We start from the raw sequence: 5882 nt of genomic DNA on the forward strand, positions 1-5882 counted from the left end.
GACCCGTACCGGGTCGCGTATCCGCGGCTCGGCGGGGGACCCGGCGGCGGCGCTGCAGGCGACGACGGTGATGGCGACGACGGCGATGGCGACCCGCGCGACGGCGTCGTGCAGGACGCCGTCGCGCGGCTCGCGGCAGCCGCGGCCCGCGCCGTGTCGCTCGGCATCGACCCCGCGAGCGTGCTGGTCGACCCGACGCACGACTTCGGGAAGAACACCTGGCACTCGCTGCACCTCGTGCGCCGGACGGCCGCGCTGGTCGAGCTCGGCCACCCGGTGCTGATGGCCCTCTCGCGCAAGGACTTCGTGGGCGAGAGCCTCGACCTGCCGGTGGACGAGCGGCTCGAGGGGACCCTCGCCGCTACGGCGATCGCGGCCTGGCTCGGCGCGCGGGTCTTTCGCACGCACGACGTCCGCGCCACCCGCCGCACGCTCGAGATGGTCGCGGTGCTCCGCGGCGACACCCCGCCGGCGGCTGCCGTGCGCGGCCTGGCGTGAGGTCGTCCGGCATGAGGTCCGAGTGAACGCGGACGGGGCCGTTCGAGCGCCCGCCGCGCGCTGGGCGCACGTGGCAGCCTGGCCCTGGTGGGCCCAGGTGCTCGCGGTGTACGCGATCGCCCGGACCTTCAGCGCGCTCGTCCTGGTGGTCGTGGCGCACACCCAGGCGGCGAACGGCTGGACTCCCGCCGCCCCGACGTACCTGCAGTTCACCGGCCTGATGTGGGACGGAAGCTGGTACCGCCAGATCGCCGAGAGCGGTTACCCCGCGCAGCTGCCGATCGGCGCGGACGGCGTCGTCCAGCAGAACGCGTGGGCGTTCTACCCACTGTTCCCGCTGCTGGTGCGCGTGCTCATGAGGGTGACCGGCGCGCCCTGGCAGGCGGCCGCGCCGCTGCTGAACCTGGCCCTGGGCGCCGCCGCGATGCTGGTCATCTACCGCGTCGTCGAGCTCGGCGCCGCGCGGCTGCCCGCGAGCTGGGAGTCGTTGTCGCGCCGGACGGCTCGAGGCGACAACAACTCCCAGTTCGCGGCGAGCGGGCCGGGTGCCGGGGCGGCCGGCGGAGGGGCGGCGCTGGCGCTGTCGACCGTCGTCTTGGTCGCGTTCTTCCCGACGGCGGTGGTGCTGCAGGTCGCGTACAGCGAGTCCCTCGCGCTGCTGCTCATCGCGTCGGCGCTGCTCGCGCTGGTCCGGCGGCGCTATCTCTACGCGGCGCTCGTGGTGATCGCGCTGGGCTTCACGCGCGCCGTGGCGCTGCCGATGGCGGTCGTCGTCGTCGTGCATGCGCTGGTGCGCTGGCGGGCGGCCCGGCGGGGCGGGGAGGCGCTCGGCGGGCGGGACGTGGCCGCCCTCGCCGGGCTGGTCGTGGTGGCGGTCGCGTCCGGGTTCGCCTGGCAGTTGGTGTGCGCCGCGGTCACCGGGGTGCCCGACGGTTACCTGCGCACGCAGGCGGCCTGGCGCGGGCGCCCCGACGTCGTGCCGCTCGTGCCGTGGCTCGACATCGCCCGGTGGTTGTTCCAGGGGTGGGGCCCGCTCGTGCTCGGCCTGGTGATCGCGGGCTTCGTGGCGCTGCTGACCTGCCCGCCCGCCCGCCGGCTCGGGCCCGAGCTGCGGGCCTGGCCGGCCGCGTACCTGGTGTACCTGCTCGGGGTGGTGGAACCGGGGACGAGCCTTGCGCGGTTCCTGCTGCTCGCCTTTCCGCTCGGTGCGGTGACCGCGGGGATTGTGCAGGGCCCGCGCGTGCGGCGCCGGGCGTGGCTCGTCGCGGTCGTCGTCGTGCTGGCGTTGCTGCAGGTCGGCTGGGTGTGGGCGCTGTGGCGCCTGACGCCACCGTCCGGGTGGCCGCCGTGAGGCGGACATCCGCTGTCGTCGCCGTGAACTAGAATGATTCACGGACATCCGCCCCGGACTGCCCGTGGTACCCGCACCTGTGCGTGCGGGTACGTGGTGAAAGTGGGGCGGTCAGACATCAAGTGAAAGAGAGCCCCGCGATGGCCGCCATGAAGCCGCGTACCGGCGACGGCAAGCTCGAGGTTACGAAGGAGGGCCGCGGATTCGTCATGCGCGTCCCGCTCGAGGGCGGCGGCCGGCTGGTCGTCGAGCTCAATGCCACCGAAGCCTTGGCGCTGCGCGAGGCGCTGAGCGTCGTCGTCGCCGCCTGACGCGTTGACCGGCCGCGGCACTGCCGCGCGCGTGAGCGCGGAGATCGAGCAAACCCTCCCGTCAGTGGTCACCGCTCGTGGTGGCCTCGCGTCCTCGACCCTGCTGTCGGAAGACGTCGCCGCTCTCGCGGTGCCCGTCGCGCCGCCGGTGGAGGGCGAGACCGAGGTCCAGCCGCGCGCCGGTACGGCCGACGCCGCGGCGCGCTACGGCATCGACCTGGGTGAGCTCGCCGAGCGGGCGGGCCTGACCGGGGCGCCCGGTGAGGCGTGGACCCTGCAGCTGCCGCGCCGCCTGCTGACGACCGGCCCCGAGCTGCCCTGGGGCCGGCTCCCCGCGCGACTCATCCTCGTCGGGGTCGGCGCCGGGACCCCGGGCGACCTCCGGCGCGCCGGTGCCGCCCTGGCCCGCCAGACGCGCGGGCTCGGACGGGTCGTGACCACCCTCGGTTCCGAGGGTGGAGCGCACGCGCCCGACGCCGTGCGGGGGCTCGTCGAGGGCTACCTGCTCGCGTCCTACCGGCAGCCGACCGCGTCCACGGGGACCCCCGCGAAGAGCCCCGCGACCGAGCTGGTGCTGCTCGGCCGGCACGGCGAGCGCGACGAGGCGGCGATCGCGGACGCGACCGTCGCGGCCCGCGCGACCTGGCTGGCCCGGGACCTGACCAACACCCCGTCCAACACGAAGAACCCGCAGTGGGTGGCGCAGCGCGCGAGCGAGCTCGCCGGCGCACTCGGCCTCGAGGTGCGGGTCCTCGGGGTCCCCGAGCTCACCGAGCAGGGTTTCGGCGGGATCCTCGCGGTCGGCGCCGGCTCCGCGAGCGAGCCGCGCCTGGTGACCGTGAGCTACGTCCCGGCCGACGGGCGCACCGGGCGACACGTCGTCGTCGTCGGCAAGGGCATCACGTTCGACACCGGCGGGATCTCGATCAAGCCGCGCGAGTCCATGGTGACGATGAAGACCGACATGGCCGGCTCCGCCGTCGCGCTCGCGACCGTGCTCGCCGCCGCCGAGAAGGGGCTCGGGCACCGCGTGACCGCCGTGCTGCCCCTCGCGGAGAACCACTTCGGGGGCGCGTCCTACCGACCGAGCGACGTCGTGCGGATGTACGGCGGTCGCACGGTCGAGGTCGCGAACACCGACGCCGAGGGGCGGATGGTGCTCGCCGACGCGCTCGCGTACGCCGACGCCGAGCTCGACCCGGACGTGCTGATCGACGTCGCGACCCTCACCGGTGCCGCGAGCGTGGCCCTCGGCAAGCAGACCGGCGTGCTGTTCAGCGCCGACCGCACCCTCACGGCGGGGCTCGAGGCGGCCGCGACGGCGTCGGGCGAGCCGATCTGGCGGATGCCGCTGGTCGAGGAGTACGCCGGGGCGATCCTGTCGGACGTCGCCGACCTGCGGCACGTGCCGCAGCGCTCGCCCGGCGGCGGGTCGATCACGGCGGCGCTGTTCCTGCGCGAGTTCGTCGGTGCGCGCGCGTGGGCGCACCTGGACATCGCGGGCCCGGCCCGCTCCACGGCCGACAAGCACGAGGTCACCGAGGGCGCCACCGGCTACGGCGTGCGCCTCCTGCTGCGCTACCTCGAGAAGCTGCGCTAGCCCCAACCCCCATCCCCGACGTGTCGGCCGCAGCGCGGTCCCTGGGGCGCGCAACGGCTGACACTACGAACGCTCCTGGACTTGTCAGAGGTTGCGCGGTCCCTGGGGCGCGCAGCGGCTGACACTTCGAAGGTTCCTGGACTTGTCAGCCCCAGCGCGGTCCCCGGGGCGCGCAGCGGCTGACAACTCGGGGAGGCCGAAGCTCAAGGCGGACGTGGAGGAACGGGGCGTCACCTGTCGGGCGCTCCGGCGTCTGGGTGTAGCGCTGGGCGCATCGAAAGTGCACCTGTGGAGCACGTCGGATACACCCAGCGATACACCCAGCCCACGATTCCACCCCGCCCACGGACAAACCTGTCGCCCGTCGACAGCGACGGTCGGGGGTCGAGTTCGCCGGTTCGTACGCGAGTTCGCCGTTTTCGATCGGCGAATTCGAAGGGAAACGGCGAACTCGCGACCGTTGACACGTCGGGAGGTCGGGCTAGCGGCGGACTCCTACCAGGAGGCCGTCGCCGGTGGGGAGCATCGCGGTCATGACGCGGTCGTCGCTGCGCAGCGCGCGGCCGACCTCGCGGATCACGGTGGTGACCTCGTCGCGGCGCGCGGGGTCGGCGACCCGGTCGTGCCACAGCGCGTTGTCGATCGCGAGCACGCCGCCGGGCCGCAGCAGCCGCAGGGCAGCCTCGACGTACGTCGGGTAGCTCTCCTTGTCCGCGTCGATGAAGACGAGGTCGTATGCGCCGTCGGTCAGGCGGGGCAGCACGTCGGCAGCACGCCCGGAGATGGCCCGCGTGCGGGTCGGGCGGATGCCGGCCTCGGCGAACGCCTCCTTGGCGGCACGCTGGTGCTCGACCTCGACGTCGATCGTGGTGAGCACGCCGTCGACTGGCATGCCACGCATCAGGTACAGCGAGCCGATGCCGGCCCCGGTACCCACCTCGACGACGGCGCGTGCCTGGGAGCTCGCGGCGAGCACGGTCAGCACCGCGCCGGACCCGGGCATCACCGGGACGCAGCCGAGCTGACCGGCGCGCTCGCGAGCCCGCAGCAACACCTCGTCCTCGGGGACGAACTCCTCGGAGTAGACCCAGCTCTGGGTCTTGTCGGTGGAGATGATGGCCTCCCGGGCGGGTTTGGCAGGTGGTGGAACAGGTGCGGCGATGGTACCGCCGACGGCGCCGCGCGCGCGTGGCGCCGGGCGGATGAGGCCGGCGAAGGCAGTCGTGGGAATATCCCGCACCTGCGAGACTTGTGCTATGCACGCGGGTGCACGTGGCCGATCACGGCTCCGGGCGACCCGACGGCATCCGACCTGCTGAGGAGCTGAACCGTCGAATGGCACTGGCCACGCCGGACCCGGCGTCGACCCGAGCTCCCGAGGTGCACTTCACCGTGCCGACCGGCGCCGTCGAGCCCTGGACCCCGCCGTCCTGGGAGGAGATCGTGCGCGAGCACTCCGCGCGCGTCTACCGGCTCGCCTACCGGCTCACCGGCAGCCAGCACGAGGCCGAGGACCTGACGCAGGACGTCTTCGTGCGCGTCTTCCGGTCCCTCTCGGGCTACACCCCGGGCACGTTCGAGGGCTGGCTGCACCGGATCACGACCAATCTCTTCCTCGACCAGGTCCGCCGCAAGAAGCGGATCCGGATCGACCCGATCGGGGACGACGCCGATCGTTACGCCGCGACGGGCGAGCTGCAGAACCCCGAGCGGGGGTACGAGCACGCGAACCTCGACCGTGACGTGCAGCGCGCGCTCGACGACCTCTCGCCCGGGTATCGCGCCGCGGTGGTGCTCTGCGACATCGAGGGGCTGTCGTACGAGGAGATCGCTGTCACGCTCGGCATCAAGCTCGGCACCGTGCGATCGCGGATCCACCGGGCCCGCGCCGAGCTGCGCCGCTCGCTGGCGCACCGCGCGCCGGGCGCCGTGCTGGCAGGTCTGTCCGACGAACCGTGGGTGCGCGGCCAGTGACGAACCACCTCGGCTCCTGGGTGAGCGCTCTCGCCGACGGCCAGCTCGGGCCGGCCGCGACCGAGCGCGCGCTCGCGCACGTCGCGGGTTGCCCGTCGTGCGCCGCCGAGCTCGTCGCCGCGCGGCTCGCCCGGCAGGCCCTGGCGGG

At 73.9% G+C, this 5882-nt stretch carries 7 protein-coding genes; 6 read left to right on the plus strand and 1 reads right to left on the minus strand.

Going from position 1 to position 5882, the window contains the following annotated elements; all coding sequences use genetic code 11:
* The 4 genes from VIM26_RS09235 to VIM26_RS09250 all read left to right on the plus strand — a co-directional run.
* Positions 1-498: dihydropteroate synthase (locus tag VIM26_RS09235; protein ID WP_331950389.1), on the plus strand; the 498-nt coding region annotated here is incomplete at its 5' end.
* 22 nt (positions 499-520) lie between these two features.
* Positions 521-1849, plus strand: coding sequence for a hypothetical protein (locus VIM26_RS09240; protein WP_331950391.1), 1329 nt, complete (start codon positions 521-523; stop codon positions 1847-1849).
* 140 nt (positions 1850-1989) lie between these two features.
* Positions 1990-2160 (plus strand): DUF3117 domain-containing protein, encoded by a 171-nt coding sequence (locus VIM26_RS09245; RefSeq protein WP_331950392.1) that lies wholly within the window; start codon positions 1990-1992, stop codon positions 2158-2160.
* Positions 2161-2224: 64 nt separating this feature from the next.
* The gene (locus tag VIM26_RS09250; protein ID WP_331950394.1) at positions 2225-3760 is read left to right on the plus strand and encodes a leucyl aminopeptidase family protein; all 1536 of its coding nucleotides are present in this window, start codon (positions 2225-2227) and stop codon (positions 3758-3760) included.
* A gap of 481 nt (positions 3761-4241) precedes the next feature.
* Here the strand turns inward: VIM26_RS09250 and VIM26_RS09255 are convergent, their stop codons facing one another.
* Positions 4242-4874, minus strand: coding sequence for an O-methyltransferase (locus VIM26_RS09255; RefSeq protein ID WP_331950398.1), 633 nt, complete (start codon positions 4872-4874; stop codon positions 4242-4244).
* Positions 4875-5095: 221 nt separating this feature from the next.
* Here VIM26_RS09255 and sigE point away from each other — a divergent pair, with 221 nt between their 5' ends.
* Entirely contained in the window at positions 5096-5734 is a 639-nt protein-coding gene (sigE, locus tag VIM26_RS09260) for an RNA polymerase sigma factor SigE (protein WP_331950396.1), read from the plus strand.
* A 20-nt stretch (positions 5735-5754) separates the two neighbouring features.
* Positions 5755-5882: zf-HC2 domain-containing protein (locus tag VIM26_RS09265; RefSeq protein WP_331950400.1), on the plus strand; the 128-nt coding region annotated here is incomplete at its 3' end.

Source organism: Pengzhenrongella sp. (genome assembly GCF_036565025.1).
Lineage (GTDB): Bacteria > Actinomycetota > Actinomycetes > Actinomycetales > Cellulomonadaceae > Pengzhenrongella.

Excerpts from the sequence above, each read along its gene's own strand:
- VIM26_RS09245 (WP_331950392.1), top strand. The coding sequence starts at position 1,990 with ATGGCCGCCATGAAGCCGCGTACCGGCGACGGCAAGCTCGAGGTTACG.
- sigE (WP_331950396.1), top strand. The coding sequence starts at position 5,096 with ATGGCACTGGCCACGCCGGACCCGGCGTCGACCCGAGCTCCCGAGGTG.